Here is a 25,380-nt window from a genome sequence, read left to right on the forward strand (position 1 = left end):
TTCTTTATGTATTGGTTTATTGTTCATTGGTATATGTACCGCTTTTAATTTTCTCCATTCTATCAAAAAAAGGTGACCTTGAAATTTCAAATTTTGCTACAGCTAAGTGACTTTTCCGACGATTCCTATTATACCAAGGTAGAAGAGTCCTTTTTTACTAGAAAAATGCGCGAAAAATCAAGAAAATCTGCCATTTTGCTTCTGATTCTCAGCCAAATTCCTTAATTTCCATAAACAAAAGCTCAAAATGTTAGTATCAGACACTAACATTTTGAGCTTTCCTCATGATAACTTAACTATTTTAAGGACCTGTAACTAAGTTCCACGTAATTGCGGCTTGGTATTGTTGCCCCTTGACCCCTTGGTTGGCTGGCACTTCAAGTTTGACATTGTTGAAGGTGAAGTCCAATTGATAGATATTACTCCCAGTGAATTGTTGGTTGGCAATAATCCTAGTGGCCGTGTTGTTGGCATTCAAACTAATGGTACTCGTAGTACCGACCGCATTTTTCAACTCGGTAGGTTGGTTGTAATTTGAGAAACTCGAAACAGGCGCCGCCCCTAATAATAAGCGGGTCGCTGTCGGCAAGCTGTCTGTGGCTGATTTTGGTTGCGACAGTTGCGCTGTTAAACTCCAATTCGGTTGGGTTTTCTTGATCCGCAGATAGGGATTGCGTGTGCCGTTGCCATAGTAATCAGCGGCTTTTTTCAAGCTGTGCTGTTGCGTGCTTCCCGCTACCCCAACTTGACCAAAATTGAACGTTGGAACACTGATGAAGCCTTCCCCAGTCGGTTCCTTTGTTTCTTGATCTAAATCTTTAATCCGGACCGTATCTGAGGCAGTCAGTTTGTTGAAGTTCCCTGTGACTTCCACAGCGGCTTTTAGCACTTGGTTTGGTTGTCCAGTAACTTTTGTTCCTAGGAGATTAATCGTTAGTTGACCGCCCACAGGAAGACTACTGTCTAAAGGAATCTCAAAACCTGCTTCCCACTGCTCTTTCGTGATTGGTCGAACTTTCGTATTCTGACCAGTACCTAAAATAAACAGTTCCGTGGGTGTACTAATTCCAGCCGCCCAGTCAGTGGTTGGTTTAATCTTAACTGAAGTTAAAGGTGCTTCTCCAGTATTTTTTAAGAGCACTTCCCAATATTCCATGGTTGCGCCATTGTCAATGACATCGACTGCACCACGCATCGTTAAGTTAGCGCTGATGTTTGCTTCTTTGTAGACTGCTGTCATATCATCATTGTCATCAAAGGTTGTGTTATACGCTGGCGTGGTGCTGGTTGTCAACGTATTCGGTTTTGTTTTGCCTTTGTACCAGCCTTGAAAGACGTAGGTTTTGCCACCTGCTGAATAACTAGCTGGTAAAGCTTTTGCGCTCGTATACTTGAAGGTGTTGCTCGTCATGGGAATCTGGTTCCCTTGCGTAAAGCCTGCTGGCGGCGTGATTTTAGCGCCACTTGTGTTCACAAAGTTTTCGGTGACTTTGCGGTTGGTTAAATGATAATAGACAGGTCCACTGATTGTTTGATATAGGGCAGTGATACTTCCAGAACTAGAATAAGAAACTGTTCTACGTAAGAAAGGTGGATACCTAACACTAGAATCAATACCTGAATATGTTTCTCTTGGTGTAAAACTCCCATCTGCTCGTTGTGTCAAGGTTAACTCAGCAATTACATTTGCTTCAGGTTGCACCGTATCATTGGATACCGAAGAAACAGTTGTCTTTACTGGTAGAGGATACTTAGGATCAATTTTTCCAGTTTTATCATAAAGATTCAACGATTTATAGTATTTAGGCAGGTTAATTGAGAAATTTGCGAATGCTTCACCATTCCAACCTACTACGGTAGGTTGTGCAATATTCTTTGCAGTTAACGTCACTTGCCGTAAATTACCAACTTTTACGCCACTCTGATTATTAGCAATTGTGCCAAATGATACCGTAGAGCCTGCTGCCCCAGTTCCTCTATACACAATACTCTTATAGTCATACGTAAGACTAATATCGTCAGGATTCACCAACTGTCCCGCTTCATTGACAAAACCAAATTGGTATGTAGTTTCTGGGAAATTGATTTCCTCATATACAACGTTCAAATCATCATTATCATCATAAGTCACCGCATAGCTTGGTGCTTTGGTGGTGGTCAAGGTGCTAGGCTTGGTTTTGCCTTTGTACCAACCTTTGAATTTATAGGTTTTTGTGCCAGCTTTATAGGTGTCAGGCAAAGTACCAGCTTGTTTGAATGTGTATGGGTCACTATCAATCCCTGTTTGTTTCCCTTGAGTGAAACCTGTTGGCGGTGTAATTTTAGCACCCGTGGCATCGACGAAGTTCTCGGTGACTTTGCGTTGAGTCAAATGATAGTAGACTGGTGCGTCCAAGCTGTAATAATAAGTATATCCTGTTACCCCTCTCCTCATCATTGGAAAAGATGAGTTTACAGGTTCTGGACTTGTTAGTGCCTCCTTATAAACATACGAATTATCCGCTGCTTTAGCTAGTGTTAACCAGCCTGGAAAAATAGCATCTGTTACTAACCCTATCACTTCTTGATTATTTGTATAATAATGTCTAGGGGGAAGTGGGTAATTGCTATCTATTTTACCTGACTTATTATAAATATTTAATCCTGTATAATACTTAGGTAGGGAAAAAGAAATATTAATCATTGCTTCCCCATTTGATTGCGCTTCCCCAACGTGTAGTGGCATACTACTTTTTGGCATGGTTATTTTTTTTAATTTCCCATCTGTAATAGCTTTTTGATTAAGATCTATTCCATTCCAAGTAGTGGTACCATTGCTCGTTAAATATCTAGAATAATCATAAGCAATTGTAATATCATCTGATTTCACTAACTGACCATCCTGATTTACAAAGCCAAATTGAAAGGTTTCTTCAGGAAATTCAAAAGCTTCCTCATACACCACATTCAAATCGTCATTATCGTCATAAGTCACCGCATAGCTTGGTGCTTTGGTGGTGGTTAAGGTGTTTGGCTTGGTTTTGCCTTTGTACCAACCTTTGAACTTATAGGTTTTGCCGTTGCTTGCTTTGTAAGTCTCTGGCAAGGTGCCAGCTTGCTTGAAGGTATAGTTATTGCTGGTAATACTGGTCTGCTTGCCTTGGGTGAATCCTGTTGGAGCAGGAATGATTGCGCCTGCTGTGTCTTTGAAGGATTCGGTGACACGTCTATTAGTTAGATAATAATAAATTGGGGTTGTAGTACCAAAAATTAAATTAGTTACTCCTGAAGCATCACCGAGGTAATACCCAAAAGAAACCGGAGATTTATCTACTCCATAGGATGTTCGATTATCATAATTTTCTCTGAAAGTATTTGGTTCAGCTGCTTTAGTTAGTTCATACAGGCTTCCTGACGAATCTGATGACTGCACAGTACCAGATAGTAAAGAAGTAGTTGTGTATACAGGTAGTGGATAGCTTTTTGAACTACTATAGTAATTCGTTGGCTTAACAGTTAAATCGCTATATTTTTTTGGAACCGTAATTTTTATATCTGATACTCCACGAAAATTTCTTGGAAAGACAGAGTTAGTTGAATACGTGTAACTTGCTGCCGCAACATCAAATTTTTTATGGTCTACTGCATCAATAATAGATATGGGTTGTCTAATAGAAGGTGAATATACACTAGGGTCTGTACCTAACGCTGTTTGGTTAAAAGTCATTATGTTAGCACTCATATTTATTAATGATGGGTCTATAAATGAGCCATCTTCGCTAACGAAGTATATCGTAAATGCTCTGTATGGCATCTGAGCTAAAGCTCTGGTCCCAGACGATCTAAGACTATTATTATCTTTGATTTGCGACTTGTTTCTTAGTTCATCTTCTCTCAATTCTTCTGGTTTCTCTGTTTCCTGTGTTACTTCTTCCCGACTCGTTTCAGTCGTTTCTTGACTGCTTTCCGTACTTGCTGGCGTTGCGCTACTTGCTGATGTTGCTTCCTTAGCGCTACTTGCTACTGTCGGACTACTTTCAATCGTGATTGTTTCCGCAACTGCGGTCACGCCAGAAAAAGCGTTAATCACTAAAGAACTACACAAGCCAATGGTTGCTAATCGTTGCCACTTAGTTTGCTTCATGTCGTCCCTTCTTTCTATGTACCATTCCCGCCAAGCCGATTAAGGATACGCCGAGAATGCTAAGATTTGCCTGACTCTTGCTCCCTGTACGAGGGAGCTGCGAGCCAGTTGTGGTGGTCTGTGTCGAACCACCACTTCGTTGATCTCCTTGCGGAGGACCAGCTGGTTCCTTGGGATCAGCAGCTGGCGCATCTGTTTTCGGTGGGGCATCTTTAGGAGCGGGTGTTCTCGGATTTTGGTAAAATTCAATCCCCACCGAACTAGAACCACCATCAGACGCTTCAACATTTATAAAAAAACTAGGAGAAGATAGTAGACACACAATCATTAAATAACGCTTTTTTTTCATTTAAAAACCTCCTTTAGATTCACTTGGATTCGTTGATCTTTTATACAAGGAATGTGTAACAACCTTTTTTCATACCTCTATAATAACAAAGAACCCCCCTTTAGGAATTGACGTTTTTTTCGCACCTCTTGCGAAAATTTTGAAAGTTCTTGTTATACTAGGGTTTACAACGTCCGTTATTTAATAATCGTTACTAAAAAAAGGCGATTTTAGTCAATTTTTATCAAAAATCCCCGACAAAAGTTTAAGGTTTCTAGCCATTTAACGAGAAAAGCTCAAAAAGTTAGTAATTGATACTAACTTTTTGAGCTTTGTGTAACACTTTTGAAGAAGTCGCTTGAAAAAAAACAGTATTTTTTTCGTATTTTCTCTACTTTTTTAAGAATCTAGCCAAGCAACGCACTAATTAATAGCCCTAAGGCATAGGTGCCATTGAAAACCATTAAGTTTTTAATGGAATGACGGAAACTTTTCGGCTGCGGCAATTCTTGTTTAAACGTTTGAATATTTTTCCAAATGACAGGCAAAGTAGCAAATGTAATTAACACTGGCCATTGATAAATACCACTAATGAAGCCGAATAAAATCACCAGATAACCAGCTAACGCTAACACTTGAAACAGCACAATCCCTGCTGGGCGCCCGATATAATAGACTAATGTATAACGGTGGTTCTCAATATCCGTGTCTAAGTCCCGTAAATTGTTGGCGAGCATGATGTTAGCAATCGAACAGACCAAGGGCAAGGACGCCACGACAATCGCAAGCACCGCCCAGAGATTGCCGTCTAAGCGAAAGGCGCCGCTAGCAAAATCGACCGTTAAGTAAAACGGCGGATTGGTGACGACGTTCAAGTAAACGGTTAAGACGAAGATGCCTAAGCCCATCGTGAAACCACTGAAAATTTCCCCCAAGGGCATGCGGGATAACGGAATCGGTCCATACGTGTAGAAAATACCGATGAAGCAGCAAATCCCGCCTAATACGAGGAAGAGCCAGCCGGTTTGAACCGTTAAGTACGCACCCACAACGGCAGTGAAGGCAATCATGGCGAAAATCATGTTGCGGACCAGTTGTGGTGAAACGCCTGATTGTCCGATAATATTTTCTTCATATTTATAGACGTCAGATTTGGCTTTTTTGAAGTCCATGTAATTGTTAATGGCGGTGGTGGCCATATCAAAGACCACCATGCCAATGAAGAAAACCAGCGTGTTGCCCCACTGAACTTCCCCGAAATAGGTCATTGAAAACAAGACCCCGATAATGAAGGGAAAGAGACTGGCAAGCTTCGTCTGAATTTCCACTACTTTTAAAAACACATTTAAAGACATTTTTAGTCGCTCCTTATTTCAAATCGGCCCGATTCCCCATCGTATAGCCAGAGTCTTTGCCGATTTCAAAGTTGCCTTCGATATCTTTGCTGATGTAGACTTTGTCGTCTTTTGTGACGAAAATGGCATCGGTTCCTTTCAGACTTTCGACATATTCTAGTCCTTTTTTGACGCCCATTGAGAAGACGGCTGTTGAGAGACCATCACCATCGATGGATTTGTCGGTGATAATGGTGACACCTGCGATGTCGTTATCAAACGGATAGCCAGTTTCACGATCAAAGAGATGGTGGTAGGTTTTGCCATCGACTTTTAAGTAGCGTTCATAAATTCCTGATGTGACTAAGGTTTTGTTGCTTTCTTTGACTTGACCTAAAACAGTGTTGCGGGCTTTATTCGGATCTTGAATCCCAACTGTCCAATCCATGTCTTTGCCACGTGGGCTGTGCCCTAAGACGTAAACATTCCCGCCTAAATCGACGATAGCGGTGGTGACACCGTTGTCTTTGAGGACTTTCACGACTTCGTCGGTGATGAAGCCTTTGGCAATTGCGCCTAAATCCAATTGCATGCCTTTTTCTTCAAGGTAAACGGTTTGCTCTTTGTCGTTGAATTTGACTTTCGTGTAATCAACGAGTTTCAAGGCTTGATCAATTTCGGCTTGGCTTGGTTTGCGTGCATCATCGAAGCCAATGTGCCACATAGAAGTGATTGGGCCAATTGCCATGTCGAAGCCGCCGCGGGAGTCTTTGCTGTATTCATAGGCTTTTTTCAACAAAGGATACAGGTCATCTGAGACTTTGACTGGTTTTACGCCTGCTTCTTGGTTGATTTCATCAATTTCTGAACCTGGTTGGTTGACGGTGATTTTATCGCCTAGTTCTTTGACACGGGCAAAGGCTTTCGGTAAGACGTCTTCTTTGCCATCATCGTAGATGCGAATTTGAACGTAGGTACCAAGCATTGTTTGACGGTCAGAGTATGGTTCTGTATTAATTTTCGCTTCTGGTTTTGAGGAACAAGCAGCTGCCACAAACAGCACTGCTAGAACACTCACCATGAGCAGAAGTTTCTTTTTCATAGGATTCCCTCTTCTTTCCTTCTTTAATTAAAAAATAAGTTCTCTTGCATAGTAGCCTTTTTTGGAAAAAATGAAAAGTCTTTCTCTTGGAAATTCACAAATTTCTGTGAAAAAAATTTGTGAAATGATGGACAGAACTAGCGAAGAAAAAGGGGCGGGAAAGTCAGCTAACCGACTTTTTCCCAACCCCTCAATGGTGTCAAGTAATTGCTGAAAAGCGTTTCAGGAACTACTTCACGATTCATTTATTATTACTTATTTTGTTACGATGTTGTCAACAACGATTTCAGTTGTGTCGCCTTTTTCAGCAGCGTTCACTAATTGTTGTGCGTAGTTGATGAATGAATGTGTGCTGTGTGTTGCACCAGTTACCACTTCAACACCTGCAGGTGAGCCGTCTTCTTCGCCCATTGCTTTAACAAATTCTTTGTTTAATGTTTCGATATATTCTTTTGGTCCAACGCCAGCAACGTCTTTCATTTTGCTTTCGTATTCAGTGTCATCTTTTTTAGATTTGCCGTCAGCGTTCACGTTATCGTAGTTAGATTCAGTCACTTTACCATCTTTCACAGTCATTGAGAATGTTGTGTGGTAGCCGTTTGAGTCATTTTTTTCTTTCAATGAGTACGTACCATCTTTCAATGTTGCCCCATTGTCGATTTCGATTGTGTCTGTGTTACCAGCTTGTGCTGCTTGGATTAATTGTTGTGCGTAGTTTTGGAATGATTCAGATGAATGAGTCGCACCAGTTACTACTTCCACACCGCTTGCGCTTTGTGCTTTAACAAAAGAATCGTTTAATTGTTTGATGTATTCTTTTGGTCCAACACCAGATTTTGCTTTCATGCTTTCTTCATACTTAGTGTCTTCTGTTTTAGATTTGCCGTCAGCATTGATGTTGTCATATTTAGATTCAGTGATTTTGCCGTCTTTTACAGTCATTTCAAAGACTGCACGGTAACCATTTTTTTCATTTTTTTCTTCTAATTTATACGTACCATCTTTTAAATCGCCACCGGCAACTTTTTTCGCTGGTGCTGATGATTCAGTTGATTTTTTCGTTTCTGAAGATGCTGCGCTAGAAGAGTTCGTTGTGTTGTCTTTCTTGTCTGCACCACATGCTGCTAAGACTAAACTTGATAATGCAATTGCCGCAAAACCTTTAACAAATTTATTCACTTTCATTGATAGTCACCTTTTCTTTCATGATTTTCACAAACATAAAAAGTTTGTGATACATTACACATTATAATGGTTTTAAAAACGTTGTCAAGACCATCCCCTAAAAATATTTACATTTCGGTCTTTTTTTCATCAAAAACTCATCGTTGGAGTAAATTTGTTGACAATTAAAATTTATATTAGACAAATTCGTGAAATACTTATATAATGTTAGTCGATTGTGTACTTATTAATCATTATCACTATTTTACTACTTACAATATTAAGGAGCGGATTGTCAATGACAAAGCAAAATATTGTCGTTGTAGGTGCTGGGTATGCTGGCGTTTCAGCTACTAAATTTCTAGCAAAGAAATTTAAAAAAGATACGGACGTAACAATCACATTGATTGATCGCCATTCTTACCACACTATGATGACCGAATTGCATGAAGTAGCAGGCGGACGTGTTGAACCAGAAGCAATTCAATACGACTTACAACGTTTGTTCTCACGCAAGAAAAACGTAAAATTGGTAACAGATACTGTTACTGGGATCGACAAAGAAAATAAAGTTGTGAAAACTTTAGCAGGTTCTTATCCATTTGACCAGTTAATTCTGGGTATGGGTGGCGAACCAAACGACTTTGGAACACCAGGCGTGAAAGAAAATGGTTTCACCTTATGGTCATTTGATGATGCAGTGAAAATTCGTCATCACATTGAAGCAACCGTTGCTAAAGCAGCCATCGAACCAGATGCTGAAGTACGCAAAGCAATGTTAACATTCGTTGTCTGTGGTTCTGGTTTTACTGGGATCGAAATGGTCGGCGAATTAATCGACTGGAAAGATCGTTTAGCGAAAGATGCCAAAATTGATCCAGACGAAATTACATTAATGGTTGTTGAAGCAATGCCAACCATCTTAAACATGTTATCTCGTAACGATGCTGCCAAAGCAGAACGTTATCTAGAAAAGAAAAATGTTCAATTATTATTGAACTCACCAATCGTTGAAGTTGCAGCAGATCACATTAAATTAAAAGATGGTTCTGAAGTACCAACGCATACGTTAATCTGGACAGCTGGTGTGAAAGCAACTTCTGATGCCGCTGACTTTGGTTTAGAAGCAGCACGTGGTAGTCGTTTAGTTGCGAATGAATACATGCAAGCTAAAGGCTACGAAGACAAAAACATTTATATCATTGGTGACTTGGTTTATTACGAAGAAACACCAAATACACCAACTCCTCAAATCGTTCAAGCAGCTGAACAAACAGGTCATACTGCGGCTGCCAACATCGTTGCAGATATTAAAGGCGGCGAAAAACACGCCTTTAAAGGAAACTACCAAGGATTCATGGTTTCCATCGGCGCAAAATGGGGCGTTGCCAACTTATTCGATAAAATTCATTTGAGTGGTTTCTTAGCCATCATTATGAAACATATCGTTAACTTGAAATACTTCTTTGATATTCGTTCTGGTTACTATATGTTCCAATACATTATGCACGAAATCTTCCATATTAAAGATGATCGTTCTGTTGCTCGCGGACATACGTCTCGTTACGGCAATGTTTTGTGGAGTGTTCCGCTACGTGTTTTCTATGGTATGGTTTGGTTAGTCGAATCAATGAAGAAAATTGTCGGCAACGGCGATTACTTGAAACCAAGCACTTGGTTTGGTGACGGTTCTTGGTTCACAGATAAAGTCGTTTTCCCATTCCCTTGGTTACAAGAACAAGTAACAACAGGTGCTTCTCAAGCAACTGAAACAGCAACAACTGCTGCAAGTGGTGCGGCGGATGCGGCGGCAAGCGGTGGTGCCGATGCGGCAACACAAGCAGCGCACTTTGGTTTAAGCTACGCTTACGGCGAAACACCAATGCAAGTGTTTGATCACATGCCTAAATGGTTCGAAAGCGTAATGAAATTTATGATGCCAAACCAAGAAGTTGCTTTGTTCATGCAAAAATTCATGACAATCGTTGAAGTATGTATTGCTTTAGCATTGATTGCTGGTTTATTCACTTGGTTATCAAGTGCTGCTACAATTGGTTTAACAATTGCCTTCTGTTTATCTGGCATGTTCTATTGGGTAAATATCTGGTTTATCTTTGTCGCTTTTGCTTTGATGAACGGTTCAGGCCGTGCTGTCGGTTTAGACCGCTGGGTAATTCCATGGATTCAACGCAAACTTGGTAAAGCGTGGTATGGTACCCCGAAAGCTAGATACGGCGGTAAGTAAGCAATCGATAATCGATTGACAACTACGAGCAAAAGCTGAGACACATGTCTCCAGCTGACTATCATAGGATTTAGTATGTGGGACAGCAGTCAAGCATGACTTTTGTCCCACATATTTTCTTTTATATAATATGGTGGCTCAACTGGAAAAGAATACTTCTTTTCCGTTCATTATGTTATGATAGACAAGAAAAAAACACCAAAGGAGAGAGAAGAAAATGACGATCAAAGAATTCATTAAGAAAAGTCGCTTGAAAACATGGGACGTTATTATTATTGCTATTTTAGTTCTTGGTTCTTTTCTGCCCCTTGTTGTTTTTGCCATGCAAAACCGTGGTCAAGAAGCGGCTACGTATCAAGCAGTCTTGAAAGTAGACAACAAAGTAATCAAAGTCTTTGACTTAAAAAAGGACGGCCCGCATTATACATATAAATACGAAGCAAAAGACGGTGATTACAACCTGATTGAAGTAGATGGTGATCGTATCCGCGTGAAGGAAGCCAACTGTGCTGACTTAGTGGATGTTCGACGAGGCTGGATTTCCAAACCTGGTGAAACCCCGATTGCCTGTCTACCCCACAATTTGTTTATCACCGTGGAAGCTTCTGATGGGAGTGAAGACGGTAGCTTAATTTATTAAGCACGACAACTATGAGCAAATTACACAAGAATATTTATATTGCTATGCTCGTTGCCCAAGGGGTCATTATTGGTTTAATCGAAAATATGATTCCTTACCCTTTCGCATTTGCTCCTGGGGCAAAGCTCGGTCTAGCAAATTTAATTACCATTATTGCGATTTTCACCATGCGTAAGCGTGATAGTTTTTTCCTGGTCTGTTTACGTTTGATTTTAACGACATTACTGGGCGGCACACTTTCGACCTTTTTCTATAGTGCCAGTGGTGCCTTATTAAGTTATTTCGGCATGTTGCTTGTCAAGCAGCTTGGGCCAAAACGGGTCAGCATTATTGGGATTAGTGCCGTTGGTGGTTTCTTACACAATGTTGGTCAGTTGCTAACGACCTCTTTCTTTGCTCATTCGTGGGCGCCGATGCTGTACTTACCATTTTTATCTCTGTTTGGGTTACTCTCAGGGATTGCCATTGGGATTGCCGCTAATTATTTACTACAACATGTCCAGACGTTACGAAAATTCCAACTGAATTATGAACAAACAACGAAACATAAGTGGAGTCAATTTTTCTAATTGAAAACCTGTCCGCCACAATTAAAGGAGTCATCTTATGAATATACATCCTATGTGGAATACCTATCCTACGTTATCAAAAGAATTAACAACTACTCTTCGCTTGATGGAACAAGCGGTTCAAATCGATAATCAAGAGATTCAAGCTGCTGTCCATGACATGATTCATTCTGGCGGCAAATTGCTACGTCCAGCCTACCAACTGTTGTTCTCTTATTTTGGTGAACAGCGGGACCCTAAAAAGGCGACAGCGTTAGCGGCTTCCATTGAATTACTGCATACCGCCACGTTAGTTCACGACGATATTGTCGATGAAGCCGATACGCGTCGTGGCTTGCCAACATTGCGTTCGCGCTTTGGAAATAGCACAGCCGTGTATACAGGCGATTATCTTTTTGTTTGCTGTTTCAAGCTCTTATCTGATTATTCTTCTTCATTAAAAAGCATTCAATTAAATTCGCGCAGTATGGAAAAAGTCCTGACTGGTGAGCTTGGTCAAATGGACAATCGCTATAATTTCGAGGTAACGATTGACCAATATTTAAAAAACATTTCTGGGAAAACAGCGGAATTGTTTGCGCTAAGTTGTTTTGTCGGTGCCTATGAAAGTGGCACCTCCCAACGTTTTGCCAAACGTTGTGGTGAAATCGGCGAAAATATCGGACTGGCTTTTCAAATTATTGATGATATTTTGGACTATACACAAACTGCCGATGCTATCGGCAAACCCGTCTTAGAAGACGTACGTCAAGGCGTTTATTCTTTGCCCTTGATTTATGCACTTGAAGCCAATCGTGAAGTCTTGTTGCCACTTTTAATGAAAAAAGAAACCTTGACCGATGAAGAAACACAGGAAATTTATCGTCTTGTCCATGAACTAGGTGGCGTAGAAAAGGCCCAACAATTAGCCACTCATTACACAGAAAAAGCGCTGAAAGAAATCAGCAAACTTCCTGAAACAAAGGCCCAAGCGAAAGAACAATTGTATGAAATTACACAAACGATTTTGACAAGAGAAAATTAAAAAAGCCGCTGGATCCTATTGAGGATTTAGCGGCTAGCTTTTTAGGTGATACCTTGGTATAATAAACACGAAGAGAGCGTACTAGACATACGCTCTCGGGTAGACCGTTTAAGACGGTAGCTTGATTTTAATACGGAAATAAACCCGTCAATCCTTGCTAAAGATTATGACGGGTTTATTTTTTGTCGTTTTTATTACTGATTTTGACAATTAATGTTGTTACTTATACAACTTAACTACTTTTGATGCTTCATTCCATCTCTAATTTGTATTACCTAGTGAATACATGTTATACTAGTTAAAAAATGGAGGTGTTAGCTATGACATCAACAAAAACAAGAAAACAAGGAAACTCATTAGTTATAACAATTCCTGCTACTTTAGGAGTTAAAGAAGGAGAAGAATTTGTTATTCTTCGCAAAAATAATGGCTCCATCGCATTGATTCCAAAAGTAGAAGATTTTTTTGAAAATACTGCTGAAGGAGAGTTTTATCTTCCTGAATTAGCGATTGATTATTCACCTAGCGGAGGAGAAGTTGATGGGCTATAAACCAACTCAAAGAGATATTGTTATTATCGACTTTGCGCCTTCTAAAGGTTATGAAATCAGAAAACGACGACCTGCTCTCGTAATGAGCAAAGACAGTTACAATATTTCAACAAATTTAGTTATTGTCTGTCCAATAACCTCGTTGGATAAGGAACGTCCTTTTCTTGTCCCTATTTATAGCGAAAAACTTCATACCTCCGATAATGCAGTAAGTAAAGTGAATACGCTCCAAGTCTATTCACTCGACTATACAGAACAGGCACAACGCAGAATAAAATATGTAGATACGTTAGACGAAGAAACATTTTACGAAATTGCTCAAAAGTTTTTACAAAACTTTTCTTTTGCTGTTTAATTCGGCTTCAACTGAACACGCATATATGATTTACTATTCGACTTTTCCGTTTCAACTTGCTATAATAAACACGAAGAGAGCGTACTAGATATACGCTCTCGGGTAGACCGTTTAAGACGGTAGCTTTAATTGTGGATAAATAAACCCGTCAATCTTCGCTAAAGGTTATGACGGGTTTATTTTTTGTCGTTTTTATTACTGATTTTGACAATTAATGTTGCGAAAGCAATCGCAAGCATCAATGCTTCAAAGACAGTCACTACTATTCCTTTCTAGGGAAAGAGCAAACAAGCAAAAACATTGGCAGTCCCCCTTTTTTTGAGAAATTGCCACCGTCATAAACTTCCTACTTGTGTAGTATAACACATTTGTACCTTCCCAGAATACGCTTACTTTCCTGATTATTCAACAGCCGCTTTCTTTTGTAATAAAAATCGCGCACCGTTTACTGGGATAAAACGATTCAGCCAACTAAAATTTTTTAGACTAAACAGACCGACCATCTTTTTTGATGGTCGGTCTGTTTAGTCTATTGCTCCGCCTTTACTCCTTCTCCGACAATGCTCGCCAGACATCAAATGTTTGTTTTAAGCCTTGGACATTATGAACACGTAAAATTTCTACGCCTTGTTGTGCTGCATACAAGGAAGCAGCGGCTGAACCAAAATCACGGTTGGCTGGTTCTGGTTCGTTCGTTAAAGCGCCGATAGTTCGTTTGCGAGAAACGCCGTACAGTAACGGATAATCTTGGTAGCGAAAGGCGTTAGGATCTTTTAACAGTTGAAGGTTTTCTGCGACAGTTTTATGAAAGCCAATCCCTGGATCGAAACAAATTTTTTCTAAGGAAAGCCCATATTTTTGGCATTGTTCAATTTTTTCTGTATAAAATTGGTGCAACTCTTCTTTTAAAGAAAGGGATTGGTGTTTTCTGGAATGCATAATCACAACTTGGACTTCAGGATATTGTGCGAGGACTTCTGCCATCCCCGGAGTGTCTAATCCTTTGATGTCATTAATCATTGTGGCACCAGCTTGGATCGCGGCTTCTGCTACTTCGGGATAGTAGGTATCCACAGAAATCGGCGCTAGAGAAGTCTCACGTATTTTTTTAATTAACGGTAATACTCGGTCTGCCTCAACTTGTGGAGAAACTTCTTCGTAGCCAGGACGTGTGGATTGGCCGCCAATGTCTAAAATATCGGCCCCCGCTTCTAGTAGATGAAGCGCATGTTGATAGGCCACGTCGACCGTTGTGTAGCTACCGCCATCAGAAAAAGAGTCGGGGGTCGTGTTGACAATCCCCATAATTTGGTAATTCTTTTTTAAATCAATCATTGTCACATTGCTCCTTTATCTGCTGAATCATCTTTCGTAAAGCCCGCATTCTAGGACTTATCTTCATTCGTTCACTCGTGGACAACTCCGCTAAGGTTTTGCCTCGATCTGGTAAATAAATAATCGGATCAAAGCCATAACCACCTGTACCGCGCGGTTCAACTAATTCACCAGTCAAAGTGGCTTCCGTTTGCAACAGTTTGTCGTCATCGAGTACATAGACCAACGTGGCTGATAAGGTTAACTCTCGGGTCGACTGTTGCCCTTCAAATAAGTGCAACAGTTCGCGGTTCTGTTCTTCCGGATTGGCTGAATGGAAAAAGCGGCTTGTATGAATACCTAATAAATCAGGAAAAGCAGTTAACGTTAAGCCGCCATCATCACCTAACACTGGGCGGCCAATTAATTGTTGGAAAAAGCGAGCTTTTAGATAAGCATTTTCAGCATACGTAGTGCCAGTTTCTGCAGGTTGTTCTTGACTGGTTGTATACTTTCGATAAGAGACAAGTTGAATAGCGGGGTCCTTAAGTCCTGATTGCATTTCTTTTAACTTACCTTGGTTATTCGTGCCAACAATGATTTCCATTTTCTAACGTATCTCCATTAAAAATTGATTTTTCCACTCTTGTTCTTTAAATAGTCCGGTAAATTGAAATGTTTTGGTGCTACTTTGTGGTGTTTTCACGCCGCGCATCGTCATACACATATGTTCCGCTTCAATGGCTACTGCAATGCCTTTGACGGGAATATTTTCTTGGAGTTTGCGGGCAATTGTCACTGTTAAATCTTCTTGAACTGTGGGACGTTTGGCACAATGTTCTACTAATCTTGGTAACTTGCTTAGTCCCAATACTTTGCCACCTTCTGGCAGATAAGCGACATGTACTTTTCCATAAAATGGCAATAAATGGTGTTCACACATTGAATAAAAGGCAATATCTTTTACTAGAACCATTTCGCCTTCATTTAAGCTATCAAATAATTTATAATCGTCAAATTCAGGTTCGGTTAATCCACTAAAAACTTCTGCATACATTTTAGCTACGCGTTTGGGTGTATCAATGAGTCCTGCCCGTTGAGTATCTTCCCCCACTGCTTCTAAGATTGTGGTAACTGCCTGCTCAATTTGCGCTTGTTTTTCCTGCTCCATCTCTACCATTCCTTTTCGCTTACTCGCACTTCTTCTTGATTGCCACTGCGCTGAATCCACGTAGCTATTGGCGCGCCCAATAGTTGTTCCTCTGCGTAAACATCACTTAAGGGAATCAAAACAAATGACCGTTTTGTTAATTCTTGATGAGGAACTTGTAAGTGGGGCAACGTGACTGACTGCCCCCCTAATAATAAAATATCAATATCAATAATCCGCGGACCCCAGTGAATTAATTTTTTACGTTTCATTGCTTGCTCAATCCCTTGGGTAACAGCCAATAACTCTTCAGCGGTATAGCTAGTATCAATTTTCAATACGGCGTTCAAAAAATCATCTTGGTCTGTATAGCCGTAAGGATCCGTTTCATAAAGTTTTGAAGAAGCCACGACCTGAATCTGCGGGTCTTCGTTTAAATAATTGCGGGCTTTCACTAAATTTGCGTATGGATCGCCGACGTTACTACCTAATGCTACATAGCCAATCATCTATACTTCTCGCTCCATTTCAATTTCAATATTGTCAAAAAGGCCGGGCATCGGCACACTATATTTTCTAATTTTAATGATAATTTTGTTCAATTGTTCTTGATAATCTGCGGAAATATCATCTAAAATAGCACTCGCTAACCCTTCGATTAAATCGTACGAGTGATTGTTTACTCGTTGGGCAATCAATTCATTCACTTCGGCATAATTGACAGTTTGAGTGACATCATCTGTTCGCCCTGCTTCGGCTAGCGACAACTGCATTTCAAGGTCGATTTCTACTTGCTGTCCTAGACGTTTTTCTTCTGCCAAAACACCATTTTTTGTGAAAAATTTCAAGTTGTTAATTCTAATTTTATCCATCCTCTAACTCCCTACCCTCTGTTTTGCTGATTTTTTTAATCATAGCATATTTCTTGGAAAAGTCAGTAGTTAAAAGATGTTATTGTTTATTTAATAGCAATTATTTGCTTATCAACCACTAGTTGATTGAAACATATAGCGGAATAGACTACTCTAAAATCAAGGAGGTAACGAATAATGTTAATCCAAACTATTTTAAAAACACGGAGAATAAATAATCACTATACGCAAGAACAAATTGCCCAAAAATTACATGTCACTACACAAGCTATTTCCAAATGGGAAACTGGACAATCCATCCCTTCAATTGATAATTTACTGATGCTTTCTGATTTGTACAATGTTTCTATTGATGAGCTAATCCAAGGTAGTCCTTATTTTAAAAAGCCTCAAGTTGTTGGAAAAATTTATAATCTAAAAAAAGGAATTTTATTTTGTATTGTTTGGACTTGTTTCTCTTTGCTACTTACTGGTTTTGGTTATCAACCTTTTTGGTTGTTTAGTGCAATCATATTTATCGGTCTACTTTTAGTTTTTCCAATCATCTTTTCAGATTATTGGATAATTAACCAACAAGATATTATGGTCCATCAATTCTCCAGAAACCCGATTCTGAAAATCATTGAATGCATAAAAAACAGTTCTACACAAATAAAAATTCCTTATTCTGAAATTGAATCCATAGAAATCATTTATACCAAAAAGATAAGAGCGTCCGCTTTTGATAGTAGTCCCGACTATTTTTACTTACTAGTCACCTATAATAATCAAACCACAAAGTTATATTTAGATATCTATGCCAAAAGATTTTTACCACAATTTATTGCGTTTTTATCTCGACAAAGAATTACTATTATAGATAAATCTGAAATCATTGAATTACTCGTTTCTGATACTTCCTTATATCAACATTTTAATGAAAAAAATGTTGCAACTGATAATAGAAAATAGCTAATTTCATCACGTTTGCCAGCACCCAATTGGTTATAAATTGAATGAAATAACTCGTGTATTCAAAAAAGAGCGTTGCTGATGCAACGCTCTTTTTTGGGGTTTATTCGCCTTTTATCGCATTGTTACAAATTCTTCTGAGCCTGTTGGATGAATCGCAACAGTATTATCAAAATCTGCTTTGGTCGCGCCCATTTTAATAGCGACTGCAAAGCCTTGTAGCATTTCGTCAACACCGATGCCGATGCCATGCAAACCGACAATTTTTTCTTCTTTGCCGACACAGATTAATTTCATGTCGCATTTTTGACGGTATTCTCCTAAAGCGAAATACATTGGCGTAAAGCTAGAGCGATAGATTTTCACTTGGTCTTTACCATATTCTTCAAGCGCTGCTTTTTCCGTCAAGCCAATTGTCGCAACTGGTGGATGGGTAAAGACCACCGTTGGTACTAAGTTATAATCCAAATATAAATCGGTTTGTCCGTTAAATAAGCGTTCAGACAGGCGCCGACCAGCGGCAATCGCGACTGGCGTTAAGTCGATTTTCCCAATGACATCGCCGACTGCGTAGATGCCATTTTGCGTGGTATTTTGGAATTTATCTACTTTGACGTAGCCTTTCTCATCAAGGGCTACTTTCGTATTTTCTAAGCCTAATTGATCCGTGTTCGGCTGACGGCCTGTCCCGAAAATCACGGCATCTGTCGTGATTGATTCACCATTTTCAAATGTAATAACGTACTCATTCTGCGCCGTTTTTTCAATTTTAGCTGGTGTTGCATTCGGATGAATTTGCATGCCCATTTCTTGATAGCGTTCTACGACTTTTTCAGAAAGCATGTCATCAAAGCTTCGTAATGGTCGTTCGTGACGGAAGGCCCAATGTGTTTCTGCGCCTAAGCCATGTAAGGTTCCTGCTAATTCGGCTGCGATGTAACCCGCACCGACAAAGACCACACGTTTTGGCATTTCTTCTAACGCAAAGAAGCCGTTTGAATCTAAGGCATATTCTTCTCCTGGAATACCTAGTTTTTTCGGACGACCACCTGTCGCGATTAAAATGTGCGGCGCCGTATATTCTGTCCCATTGACTTCAATTGTTTGCTCCCCAGTAAACGTAGCGTAACCATGGATACGTTCAATGTTGTTACTGTCTAAACCACGATTATACGCACCATGTAAGAAGTCAATATATTTTTCACGATTTTCAACTAATTGTTTAAAGCTAAAATTTTTGATTTCAACATCAAACCCATAGCCTGCTGTGTCTCTTTCCATCATTTCCATCATGCTGCTGGCTTGCCACATGACTTTTTTAGGCACACAACCAACGTTGACACAGGTCCCACCAATTTCGTTGCCCTCAATTAAAAGGACGTTGGCTCCGTGCATTCCTGCGCGGTTAGCAGAAGCAATCCCGCCACTACCGCCACCAATAACAATATAATCATAGGTTTTCATTTATTCTGGCTCCCTTTCAATTTGAACTTTCTCCTTTATTATCGCAAAAAATAGCAAAAAAAGACAGTCGTATTACTTACTTTTGTTTAGTTTTCTGCTGCTTCTGTTTTATGGATTCGTTCCATAAAAGCGCTGGGGGAAAGGAATTCAATCGTAGTATTGTCGAAGGAAATTCCTAAATCTTCTTTCGTTACGTTTGGATTCATTGTAATGACATAAAGTGTTTTGCCTAAGGAAAGTGCAATCCCAATTTCTAAATAACTTAGTCGGTCAAAGTCACCATTAATAAAAACGTAGGTTGCTTCGTGAAGATACCGTTTTATCACTTCAATATCTGTAAACATTCCGGTTTGAACACAATCTGCTAACCCGAAGTCCACACCCCCCGCACAGCCATGCTCATCTTCAAACAGCTGAGGATCTACCAAAAGGTCCGTTTGAATACGAGGGTTTTGACCAATTTGGTAGGCGAATAATTTAGCCATAGTTATTCCTTCTTCTTTTACTATAGCACAAAAAGGAAACCCTCATATGCCAGAGGATTTCCTTTCTTTTAATACATATTCCCAACCACTTTTACTCGTAAGCGGGTTGCATTTTCTGGATGATAGGCGAGTGGTGTTTCTTCCACCTCGACTAACTCGATTGTGCCAGGGACTGCACCCGCAAGTTCAGCTTGTTGGACGGCTTTTTCTTGGGCATCGGCCAACGCCGCATCCCGTTGGATTTTTGAATAGACATAAATTTGTTCGTATTGTCCGCTAATCTGAGCGATAGAGGCACCGATGGCATTCGCCACTGCTCCGTTTTCGTTGCGAATTAGCGCTTTAACGCCTGTCAATTCTTCGGGGATGATAATACTCCCACCACCAACTAAAACGACCGTCACGTCTGCGGAACTGGTCTTCATGCGATCAATCGCTTCACTGACCAATTCGCCAATTTTTTGGTACACTTTTTCCGCAAACGTTTGGTCTAAATGAGCCACTTTGCTAGGATCACCGACTTGGGCATGACCTAAGCGAACCGCAATATCAGTGGTCGTTAATTGTGTGCCGCCAAAAACAAGGGCCTCTTGTGTAATACGGTAGCCGACACTGTCGGGGCCAACTGTCACAGAACCATCTGGTTGTTCACGCACTAGACTGCCGCCGCCGACACCGATTGACACGATATCTGGCATTCTAAAATTGGTCCGTACTCCGCCAACATCAACGGCCAGTGAAGATTCTCTTGGAAAGCCATCCACTAACACGCCAATGTCTGACGTTGTGCCACCAACATCTAAAACAACCGCATCTTTCAAACCAGCTAAGTAAGAAGCGCCACGAATACTATTTGTTGGTCCACAAGCAATGGTTAAAATAGGAAACTGTTTGGCATACGTTAACGACATTAACGTACCATCATTTTGACATAAGTACACTTGGGCGTGATGAATTTTTTCTTGTTCTAAGGCTTGTTCAAAGCCTTCGCTGGTCACTTTAATTACTTTGTGCAACGCAGCATTTAAAATTGTCGCATTTTCCCGTTCGATTAAACCGACAGACCCAATCATTGAGGAGCAAGATACAGGAACATCTGCCCCTAACACTTCCTTAGCAAGTGCTTGAACAAACAATTCTTGGTCATTTTTTAAAGAAGAAAAAACGCCAATTACTGCGATTGCCTCTACTTCTCCTCGCCAAGAGGCCAAAATCCCACGTAATTCTTCTTCGTCCAGTGCAGTCAATGGTTGTCCATCATATTCGTAGCCGCCATGTGCTAAAGCATACGTTTCTGAAAGAGTGGCCACTAAATCCTTGGGCCAAGCTGTGTAAGGCAAGACCGAAGCGGTTGCTGGATAGCCCAAACGAAGGACCCCAACTTTTGCTAATTTTTTTCGCTCAACAATGGCATTCGTACATTGGGTCGTGCCCAACATTGCATGTGTGACTTTGGTTGGGTCCACTGCTGATTCTGCCAAGACTTTATTTAAGGCACCGGCAATCCCTGTTTGAATATCATCGGTTGTTGGAACTTTCACTGAATGAATCAAGTTTAATTGATGATCTAAAATAACAGCATCTGTATTTGTGCCGCCGACATCGATACCGATTTTATACATTTATTTGTCCTCCTTCGCTACTAAGTTTTCTAGTGGTTGATAATCCATTTCGTAGCCGAAATACCGAGGACCCACTGTTTCGATACCTTTTTTCGTTCGCCAAGCGGCATTCGCTTTCAAGCCCATTACTTGGACACGTTTGCCGTATTTCAAGCTTTCTGTTGTCACAGGCGTTAAAGTTTCTAAATCTACCATACAAATCAAATCAGGCGTCATCGCAATCACCTGACCATCTTTCTCGGCAATTAAATTTTCATTTTGAAAATGGACGACTGCTTCTGAACCAGCATCACTGTTTAAGCCACTCAATTTGACACGTCCCAAATTGAAGCCACCTTTTACTTCTCGTTCCACATCTAGAATTTTTCCTTGGAACAATTCAAAGCCATCCGTAACTTCTACTAATGCTTGCCGTTTTTCTTGTTCATCTGCATAGGTACCTCGAATCACTTTGCCAATTTCTTCTGATAATGTCACGATGTTGTGAATACCATAGTCTTGTAATTGTTTGCCTGTCGCGGGATAAATGCTCACTAAAGCACTGGCGCCCATTTCAACCGTTTGAACACGAGCAAGACGTTCTGTCCAAGTATTATCAATCGTTTCCATAATGCCAATATTTCCTTTTTCATCGGTAATTGCCATAGGGGTCGCTGACATCCCATTCAAATGGAACGTTACCATAGGCAATTCTGGAAAGGCCCGACCCATACCATCACAATCCACCAAGGGAATGCCTAGCTTCGCTGCAACAACAATTGGAATCATTGAATTGACGCCCCCAGCTTCCATTGGAAAGGTTCCCGCAATCGTTTCTTGGTCTAAATATTTTCCTAACTTCTCAAAGACACGGACGAATTCGTCGCCTTTGGGAAATTTTTCAATTGCGACAGATGGGGCACCCATCATTGCGGCTGGTAGGAAAAAATCCTCCGCGGCAATTTCTTCTGGAGAAACCAGTTTGACAGGTCCGTTTTCTTCGATGGCGGACAAAGCCATCATTTTACCAATATAGGGATCACCGCCACCTCCTGTCCCTAAAAAAGCTGCTCCTGTAGCTATATTCTCAATTGCTTCTGCATCTAAATAACGCATTCTCCGACACTCCTCTTCTTCATTCCATTTCTAATGATTCGGTGTTCGTCTGTTGACGTTTTGCACCGAAATAATAAATAACAAACGATAAAACAATGCCAATTAGCGGTTGGTTAGGCAATTGAGGGGCATTGGGAAAGAAACTCATAATCACCGGAATGCCCCCCACTGCAGCACCAATTAGCCATGAAAAAACACCTAATTTATTCACGCCAGGCGTTGGCTGCCATTTGGTTCGATCGCCTTTGTTAATCAACCAATAGGCAGCAATCATTACACCAGCCACTGGTGGCACCATCGCAGAAAGGACGGACATAATCGGCGTAAAGTAATTTAAAATCCCCACAACTGCTAATAAGGTTCCAATGGCGCCGGCCGCACCGACAGCGACTTTTTCTTTTTCTTTTGGAATATCAAAGACATTAATCAAGGCCAATCCGCCAGAAAAAGCATTCACGGCATTCGTGGTCCAAGTTGCTAAAATTAGCGCAATAATTCCTAAAACTGGAAAACCGAGATTCATAAAAACTTCCGTGATATCTGCGGTGTTCGATGCAATGGTCAAGACCGCACCAACGCCAATCATCAACAAGCCTGTCGGTAAAATCCCTAAGGTGGCCGCTTTGACCACATCTTTACGAGAAGAAACATATTGAGAGTAATCTCCAGCAATTACTGCGCCTAATGCAAAAGAACCGACAGTCATTGAAAGACCTGACATAAAGCTTCCTGCTGTTTGAGGGGTATATTGACTAACAGCCGCCCAACCGTTGTTTCTTAACGAAGCCACCAAGCCATAAAGACAAACCAGAACTAACACAGGAACCGCAAAATAATTCAGAATTTTCAATATTTTTATGCCATAAAGAGCCGAAATAAGCATGATAATTCCCCAGATTAAGGAAGAAAGCGACACAGGTAAATCAATGCCGTAAATTTTTAAAAAGTTCGTGAAGGCGCCGCCGCTGACATTGGCTTGCAAACCAAACCAACCTAAGCAAGCAATCGCTAGAATAATAGAAATGATCTTTTGCGAACCTTGAATGCCAAACACTTGAGAAGCGACTTTGACAGAAGGTTCTTGTAAGTCGGAACTTTGAATTCCTTGTAAAATCATTAAAATAACAATAATACCGTAACCAATAAATCCTGTTAACAAAGCTTCCCATAAAGGCATGCCTGCAACTAACGTTCCTCCAATAATTAATCCTGGCACGCTAATCATTGCGCCCGCCCAAACAAATGCTAAGCTAAGCCACGATTGTTGTTGCTCGTTTTTTAATTTCATTCTCATTCCTCCTTAATTATTTTTTCAATTATAACGAAAAATCAGTCATAGGTCTTTTTCAAATTGAAAAAAATATCGAGGAAGTTTTGGCTTAAAATAAAAAAGCAGACAATCGGCAGTAGCCGATTGTCTGCTTTTTTCATTCATTCGTGACCAAGCGATATAAGATCATCGCCAAATAGACTTCATAGGCTTCGGCGGCGTTGGTCATATCATAGCCGAGCGCTTCATTAATTTTACTGATACGATATTTGACCGTATTTTTATGAACAAATAGGCGTTCGCCGCATTCTTTAAAATCACTACTTGCATCTAGTAAAAACGTTCCTAATGTCATTAACTGCTCTGATTCTTTTAAGAGAGGTTGGATAACTGCTAAGCGTTGTTGGATTGCTTCTTCTCCTGCTTGGAGACACGTCATCATTTGTTGAACTGTACGAATTTCCGCGATTGATAACACTTTTCTTTGTGGATAGACGCGCTTTAAAAACGGCGCGACTTGATTAGCGGTTTGGTAGCTGACACGCACTTCAGTCGTGTTACGAACTTTCGGACAAAGGATGATTTCACCTAAATAGTCCTGATAGTCTGTGGCTTGCAAGTATTCTTTACTAATCGTGGCTTCAGGTTGTTTGTGTAAATAATTACCTAAGAGAACAATCAGGTAATTTTCTGTTTGTTGGACAATCGTTGTTTGGTAATAGTAACGTAGGAAATCTTTCAAATCTTGCTGAATAGCGTGGATTTCTTGTCCTTGTTGCCAAATAGGCAAAAGCCACATCGTTTCGACAGAAGAAATATCAATCATTAATTTTTTGGCTAATTGGTACATCTTATCACTTTCATCGTTAATGATTGCTTGGACTAAGGCATACTCACTGACTTCGTCATAGTTTTTCCCCCATAAATTCAGAGCCATCTGAACGACTTCCACCGCTTGATTCATCTCAAAAGAGGTTAACTGCTCTTCTTCTCGAATGAAGTAAAGCTTCAATGTTTGTCCATCTTTCTGAGGAAGTTTTTGCGAGGTAATGAAGTAGGTCGTTTCTCCCAGCGCTACTTTCTCTTGTGATTGATAAAGTAACTTGGTTAAGGGCAATTTCGTGCTTCGCGGCCAATTGATGGTGCTGATGATTTCATTGGTATAGGTGGTTAACGCAATGTTGACTTTTAAAAAATCGGATAGGATTTTCAAGGTCATTTCCATACTGCGGTTTTGTTCAGGCAAAAGGGAAACTTTTTCCAAGAGGTCCGTTGCAAAAGAAGCCATTTTATTTTTATTGACTAACAATTTCATGACTTCATAAATGACTTCGTTGTAGCGTAATGTTGGATCGTTTTTAGGCATTTGGATTAAAATAAAACCTAAAGAATCCGCTAATTGAATCACTTCCTCTGCAACTTTCGATACGATAATCCCAACGTAGTACAAGATTAGGCCTACTTCGCCTAATTCATGGAGATGCCGAATCGTTTCACATTGCTTCACCACATCATGACGAATGGCACAAAATGAACCAATCAAAATTTCGCCAGCATGGTATTCATTTGTTTTGTGAAGTTTTTCCGAAAACAAAGACATATCAGAGACTTCTAAAAAAGAAAGAGAAGCAACAGATGTGTCCAATTGGTTTTTACCAGAAAGTACCGTTGCTTCTCGCAAAGACGGTAATTTTAATAAATCATTCACGCGGACACTCATAA

At 40.3% G+C, this 25,380-nt stretch carries 23 protein-coding genes; 7 read left to right on the plus strand and 16 right to left on the minus strand.

Annotation, left to right across the window (positions count from 1 at the left end; translation table 11 throughout):
* Positions 1-301 precede the first annotated feature (301 nt).
* The 5 genes from IGK72_RS12990 to pplA form a co-directional block, all read right to left on the minus strand.
* Positions 302-4,123, minus strand: coding sequence for a WxL domain-containing protein (locus IGK72_RS12990; protein WP_070416058.1), 3,822 nt, complete (start codon positions 4,121-4,123; stop codon positions 302-304).
* Positions 4,110-4,472 (minus strand): LPXTG cell wall anchor domain-containing protein, encoded by a 363-nt coding sequence (locus IGK72_RS12995; protein ID WP_033626993.1) that lies wholly within the window; start codon positions 4,470-4,472, stop codon positions 4,110-4,112. The genes IGK72_RS12990 and IGK72_RS12995 overlap by 14 nt, the downstream gene beginning before the upstream one ends.
* A gap of 386 nt (positions 4,473-4,858) precedes the next feature.
* Complete coding sequence (gene menA / locus IGK72_RS13000; RefSeq protein WP_002358958.1) at positions 4,859-5,806, minus strand: 1,4-dihydroxy-2-naphthoate polyprenyltransferase; 948 nt, start codon at positions 5,804-5,806, stop codon at positions 4,859-4,861.
* Positions 5,807-5,819: 13 nt separating this feature from the next.
* Positions 5,820-6,887 carry an FAD:protein FMN transferase gene (locus IGK72_RS13005; RefSeq protein WP_002354751.1) on the minus strand — a complete coding sequence of 356 codons (1,068 nt, stop codon included), beginning with the start codon at positions 6,885-6,887 and terminating at the stop codon, positions 5,820-5,822.
* 255 nt (positions 6,888-7,142) lie between these two features.
* Entirely contained in the window at positions 7,143-8,072 is a 930-nt protein-coding gene (gene pplA / locus IGK72_RS13010; RefSeq protein ID WP_002378870.1) for an extracellular electron transfer flavoprotein PplA, read from the minus strand.
* Between the two features lie 277 nt (positions 8,073-8,349).
* On the opposite strand from pplA, the gene IGK72_RS13015 reads away from it, so the two are divergent.
* The 6 genes from IGK72_RS13015 (at position 8,350) to IGK72_RS13040 (ending at position 13,435) form a co-directional block, all read left to right on the plus strand.
* On the plus strand, positions 8,350-10,296 hold the full coding sequence (locus IGK72_RS13015; protein ID WP_002354747.1) for an NAD(P)/FAD-dependent oxidoreductase: 1,947 nt from the start codon (positions 8,350-8,352) through the stop codon (positions 10,294-10,296).
* Between the two features lie 217 nt (positions 10,297-10,513).
* On the plus strand, positions 10,514-10,936 hold the full coding sequence (locus IGK72_RS13020; RefSeq protein WP_002354745.1) for a NusG domain II-containing protein: 423 nt from the start codon (positions 10,514-10,516) through the stop codon (positions 10,934-10,936).
* Between the two features lie 11 nt (positions 10,937-10,947).
* On the plus strand, positions 10,948-11,505 hold the full coding sequence (locus IGK72_RS13025; protein WP_002354743.1) for a Gx transporter family protein: 558 nt from the start codon (positions 10,948-10,950) through the stop codon (positions 11,503-11,505).
* A 37-nt stretch (positions 11,506-11,542) separates the two neighbouring features.
* Entirely contained in the window at positions 11,543-12,529 is a 987-nt protein-coding gene (locus tag IGK72_RS13030) for a polyprenyl synthetase family protein (protein WP_002354740.1), read from the plus strand.
* A gap of 305 nt (positions 12,530-12,834) precedes the next feature.
* Positions 12,835-13,080 (plus strand): type II toxin-antitoxin system PemI/MazE family antitoxin, encoded by a 246-nt coding sequence (gene mazE, locus IGK72_RS13035; protein ID WP_002385128.1) that lies wholly within the window; start codon positions 12,835-12,837, stop codon positions 13,078-13,080.
* Complete coding sequence (locus IGK72_RS13040) at positions 13,070-13,435, plus strand: type II toxin-antitoxin system PemK/MazF family toxin (RefSeq protein WP_002370162.1); 366 nt, start codon at positions 13,070-13,072, stop codon at positions 13,433-13,435. Before mazE ends, IGK72_RS13040 begins: the two co-directional genes overlap by 11 nt.
* 543 nt (positions 13,436-13,978) lie before the next feature.
* Here the strand turns inward: IGK72_RS13040 and folP are convergent.
* From folP to folB, 5 genes are read right to left on the minus strand one after another with little or no spacing between them, the layout of a single operon-like run.
* Positions 13,979-14,770, minus strand: coding sequence for a dihydropteroate synthase (folP, locus tag IGK72_RS13045; protein WP_002385125.1), 792 nt, complete (start codon positions 14,768-14,770; stop codon positions 13,979-13,981).
* Complete coding sequence (locus tag IGK72_RS13050; RefSeq protein ID WP_002354736.1) at positions 14,763-15,356, minus strand: non-canonical purine NTP pyrophosphatase; 594 nt, start codon at positions 15,354-15,356, stop codon at positions 14,763-14,765. Before IGK72_RS13050 ends, folP begins: the two co-directional genes overlap by 8 nt.
* Before the next feature lie 3 nt (positions 15,357-15,359).
* Positions 15,360-15,929, minus strand: a complete 570-nt coding sequence (folE, locus tag IGK72_RS13055; RefSeq protein WP_002383148.1) for a GTP cyclohydrolase I FolE — start codon at positions 15,927-15,929, stop codon at positions 15,360-15,362.
* Complete coding sequence (folK, locus tag IGK72_RS13060; RefSeq protein WP_002354734.1) at positions 15,923-16,408, minus strand: 2-amino-4-hydroxy-6-hydroxymethyldihydropteridine diphosphokinase; 486 nt, start codon at positions 16,406-16,408, stop codon at positions 15,923-15,925. The genes folE and folK overlap by 7 nt, the downstream gene beginning before the upstream one ends.
* The gene (gene folB, locus IGK72_RS13065) at positions 16,409-16,771 is read right to left on the minus strand and encodes a dihydroneopterin aldolase (RefSeq protein WP_002354733.1); all 363 of its coding nucleotides are present in this window, start codon (positions 16,769-16,771) and stop codon (positions 16,409-16,411) included.
* A 177-nt stretch (positions 16,772-16,948) separates the two neighbouring features.
* On the opposite strand from folB, the gene IGK72_RS13070 reads away from it, so the two are divergent.
* Positions 16,949-17,722, plus strand: a complete 774-nt coding sequence (locus IGK72_RS13070) for a helix-turn-helix domain-containing protein (RefSeq protein WP_002394626.1) — start codon at positions 16,949-16,951, stop codon at positions 17,720-17,722.
* Positions 17,723-17,836: 114 nt separating this feature from the next.
* Here the strand turns inward: IGK72_RS13070 and gor are convergent, their stop codons facing one another.
* From gor to IGK72_RS13100, 6 genes are all read right to left on the minus strand, one after another.
* On the minus strand, positions 17,837-19,186 hold the full coding sequence (gene gor / locus IGK72_RS13075) for a glutathione-disulfide reductase (protein WP_002381009.1): 1,350 nt from the start codon (positions 19,184-19,186) through the stop codon (positions 17,837-17,839).
* 86 nt (positions 19,187-19,272) lie between these two features.
* The gene (locus IGK72_RS13080) at positions 19,273-19,671 is read right to left on the minus strand and encodes a hypothetical protein (RefSeq protein ID WP_430619606.1); all 399 of its coding nucleotides are present in this window, start codon (positions 19,669-19,671) and stop codon (positions 19,273-19,275) included.
* Between the two features lie 68 nt (positions 19,672-19,739).
* Positions 19,740-21,293, minus strand: a complete 1,554-nt coding sequence (locus IGK72_RS13085; RefSeq protein WP_002358944.1) for a hydantoinase/oxoprolinase N-terminal domain-containing protein — start codon at positions 21,291-21,293, stop codon at positions 19,740-19,742.
* Positions 21,294-22,388 carry a DUF917 domain-containing protein gene (locus tag IGK72_RS13090; protein WP_002354727.1) on the minus strand — a complete coding sequence of 365 codons (1,095 nt, stop codon included), beginning with the start codon at positions 22,386-22,388 and terminating at the stop codon, positions 21,294-21,296.
* 19 nt (positions 22,389-22,407) lie between these two features.
* Positions 22,408-23,682, minus strand: a complete 1,275-nt coding sequence (locus IGK72_RS13095) for a cytosine permease (protein ID WP_002381011.1) — start codon at positions 23,680-23,682, stop codon at positions 22,408-22,410.
* A gap of 133 nt (positions 23,683-23,815) precedes the next feature.
* Entirely contained in the window at positions 23,816-25,378 is a 1,563-nt protein-coding gene (locus tag IGK72_RS13100) for a PucR family transcriptional regulator (RefSeq protein WP_070416056.1), read from the minus strand.
* Between the last annotated feature and the right edge of the window lie 2 nt (positions 25,379-25,380).

The sequence above is a fragment of the Enterococcus sp. DIV0183 genome, from assembly GCF_050541505.1.
In the GTDB taxonomy this organism is placed as follows: domain Bacteria; phylum Bacillota; class Bacilli; order Lactobacillales; family Enterococcaceae; genus Enterococcus; species Enterococcus faecalis.

Bases quoted from the DNA above. Each gene is read 5' to 3' on its own strand.
- menA (WP_002358958.1), bottom strand. From the start codon at position 5,806: ATGTCTTTAAATGTGTTTTTAAAAGTAGTGGAAATTCAGACGAAGCTT.
- IGK72_RS13005 (WP_002354751.1), bottom strand. From the start codon at position 6,887: ATGAAAAAGAAACTTCTGCTCATGGTGAGTGTTCTAGCAGTGCTGTTT.
- gor (WP_002381009.1), bottom strand. From the start codon at position 19,186: ATGAAAACCTATGATTATATTGTTATTGGTGGCGGTAGTGGCGGGATT.
- IGK72_RS12995 (WP_033626993.1), bottom strand. From the start codon at position 4,472: ATGAAAAAAAAGCGTTATTTAATGATTGTGTGTCTACTATCTTCTCCT.
- IGK72_RS13050 (WP_002354736.1), bottom strand. From the start codon at position 15,356: ATGGAAATCATTGTTGGCACGAATAACCAAGGTAAGTTAAAAGAAATG.
- pplA (WP_002378870.1), bottom strand. From the start codon at position 8,072: ATGAAAGTGAATAAATTTGTTAAAGGTTTTGCGGCAATTGCATTATCA.
- IGK72_RS13085 (WP_002358944.1), bottom strand. From the start codon at position 21,293: ATGTATAAAATCGGTATCGATGTCGGCGGCACAAATACAGATGCTGTT.
- IGK72_RS13015 (WP_002354747.1), top strand. From the start codon at position 8,350: ATGACAAAGCAAAATATTGTCGTTGTAGGTGCTGGGTATGCTGGCGTT.
- folE (WP_002383148.1), bottom strand. From the start codon at position 15,929: ATGGTAGAGATGGAGCAGGAAAAACAAGCGCAAATTGAGCAGGCAGTT.
- folB (WP_002354733.1), bottom strand. From the start codon at position 16,771: ATGGATAAAATTAGAATTAACAACTTGAAATTTTTCACAAAAAATGGT.
- IGK72_RS13020 (WP_002354745.1), top strand. From the start codon at position 10,514: ATGACGATCAAAGAATTCATTAAGAAAAGTCGCTTGAAAACATGGGAC.
- IGK72_RS13100 (WP_070416056.1), bottom strand. From the start codon at position 25,378: ATGAGTGTCCGCGTGAATGATTTATTAAAATTACCGTCTTTGCGAGAA.
- IGK72_RS12990 (WP_070416058.1), bottom strand. From the start codon at position 4,123: ATGAAGCAAACTAAGTGGCAACGATTAGCAACCATTGGCTTGTGTAGT.
- IGK72_RS13025 (WP_002354743.1), top strand. From the start codon at position 10,948: ATGAGCAAATTACACAAGAATATTTATATTGCTATGCTCGTTGCCCAA.
- folK (WP_002354734.1), bottom strand. From the start codon at position 16,408: ATGATTGGCTATGTAGCATTAGGTAGTAACGTCGGCGATCCATACGCA.
- IGK72_RS13040 (WP_002370162.1), top strand. From the start codon at position 13,070: ATGGGCTATAAACCAACTCAAAGAGATATTGTTATTATCGACTTTGCG.
- IGK72_RS13090 (WP_002354727.1), bottom strand. From the start codon at position 22,388: ATGCGTTATTTAGATGCAGAAGCAATTGAGAATATAGCTACAGGAGCA.
- IGK72_RS13095 (WP_002381011.1), bottom strand. From the start codon at position 23,682: ATGAGAATGAAATTAAAAAACGAGCAACAACAATCGTGGCTTAGCTTA.
- folP (WP_002385125.1), bottom strand. From the start codon at position 14,770: ATGATTGATTTAAAAAAGAATTACCAAATTATGGGGATTGTCAACACG.
- IGK72_RS13070 (WP_002394626.1), top strand. From the start codon at position 16,949: ATGTTAATCCAAACTATTTTAAAAACACGGAGAATAAATAATCACTAT.
- IGK72_RS13080 (WP_430619606.1), bottom strand. From the start codon at position 19,671: ATGGCTAAATTATTCGCCTACCAAATTGGTCAAAACCCTCGTATTCAA.
- mazE (WP_002385128.1), top strand. From the start codon at position 12,835: ATGGAGGTGTTAGCTATGACATCAACAAAAACAAGAAAACAAGGAAAC.
- IGK72_RS13030 (WP_002354740.1), top strand. From the start codon at position 11,543: ATGAATATACATCCTATGTGGAATACCTATCCTACGTTATCAAAAGAA.